Source organism: Vibrio sp. S234-5 (assembly GCF_000960595.1).
Taxonomy (GTDB): domain Bacteria; phylum Pseudomonadota; class Gammaproteobacteria; order Enterobacterales; family Vibrionaceae; genus Vibrio.
The window spans coordinates 1-1,456 of record NZ_JZAM01000080.1; the positions used below are offsets into that span (position 1 = coordinate 1).

The following is a 1,456-nucleotide window of genomic DNA, read 5'->3' on the forward strand; positions in this document are numbered from 1 at the left end:
CGCCAAAGAATAATTGTCCGGAAAACCGCGCCCACTGAAATTAACTTGCCGACAAACACAAAACCAATCAGCCGAGGGAACAAAGAAAAATCATAATCCACTGATTTTTGGTGATTAAACATAACGCTCTGTTAAGGTGTGAGCAACGCAATACCGATGCAGCCGCACACCACCTTAATCACTAAAATCAACGCATAGTAAAAATTCCACGCGTTGCGAATCACTCTTAAACAGTTTGTTAAGCGTATTTATCCCCGTAAAATACTAACTCTGCATCTCGGTGATTTAAATGCCAGTTTTTCCAATGTTCCTTTTCGGTCTCAACTTTTTCTTTATCTACAACCCTAGGTATCAGCAACTCAACGTCACCTCTTTTTTCATGAGATACAACGAAGTTATGGCAGTTCTCAGCAATCATTCGGTTAATATTCCGAGTTTGGTCTGCGGTCAGTTTAGTCCCACGTAAGATGGGCGGTGAAACACCAACCTGCGTATACAACAAATGCCTTGGTCCCAATGGCAAAAATACTTCACTGTTTGGGTTTGCCCAACCACCATTAAAATCATAGCTTTTATCATTTTCATAATTTAGCCGAACCACTGGATTGTCTGATGTAAGCCAGCTCATACCATTGGCTGGATGAAGTATCGTCCATGAGTTTTGGTGTAGTTGCTCAGCTACAGTAGTAAGGACATGTTTTATAGACCATAACCAAGAAGCTCTGCCCGCCAACCATGTTACTTTTACAATAAAAGCGTCATTACCATCCTCTTCAATCTCCACCTTTATTGGTAAGCCATCATGGTAACGAGCCTTTCCATCAGGTTTAAAGTCCGGCGGAATTTTTGATTTAACATCATTAACCACATCTTCGACAATGTCACTCAGTGCCTTTTCATCAGAGCGCTCTAAATGCTCAAAGTAACGCTTTGGTGTACGTAAATCCTGGAGTGCAACAAAATTAGCTAATAACTTATAATCATTCCTCGAGAGCTTCTCATTACGAATTACTCTATCAATCAAATTTTTGGCGGGAAATTCATAATTGGAGTCAAACCAATTTTCCAAGACATCATCTGGGTTGCCATTTTGCGTATTAACATACAAATACTGAGAGTAACCGATAGCTGATGGATGATAGTCTTTCCAGATAGGCACATTTTCGTGTTGAACTACTTTCCTATATTGAAATACCTTATCCTGCTCATTGCACCAATTTTTCAGATACATCTGAGGCAAAAAGTGATTGTCTTTTTTAACGCTCAATGAAGCCTCCATAATACGCTTAACGCCCAATTAAGGGGTGAGCAACGCTACCACCCAACCTAAGTAAGCGCATCATAAACCCCGCATTCTAATCGTCTAGCCCGAATAATAAGATCAAACCTCCAACCCAAAGGAGATTTGAAATGGCCAAACGACGCACTAACCAAGAATGGCGAACCCTGTTCGAAC

Annotated in this window: 1 protein-coding gene; it reads right to left on the reverse strand. The window is 40.7% G+C overall.

Going from position 1 to position 1,456, the window contains the following annotated elements:
- Window positions 1–238 precede the first annotated feature (238 nt).
- A complete protein-coding gene (locus UF06_RS03405) occupies window positions 239–1,267 on the reverse strand; it encodes a DUF4238 domain-containing protein (RefSeq protein WP_045569186.1) in 1,029 nt (342 codons plus the stop codon).
- Window positions 1,268–1,456: the final 189 nt, after the last annotated feature.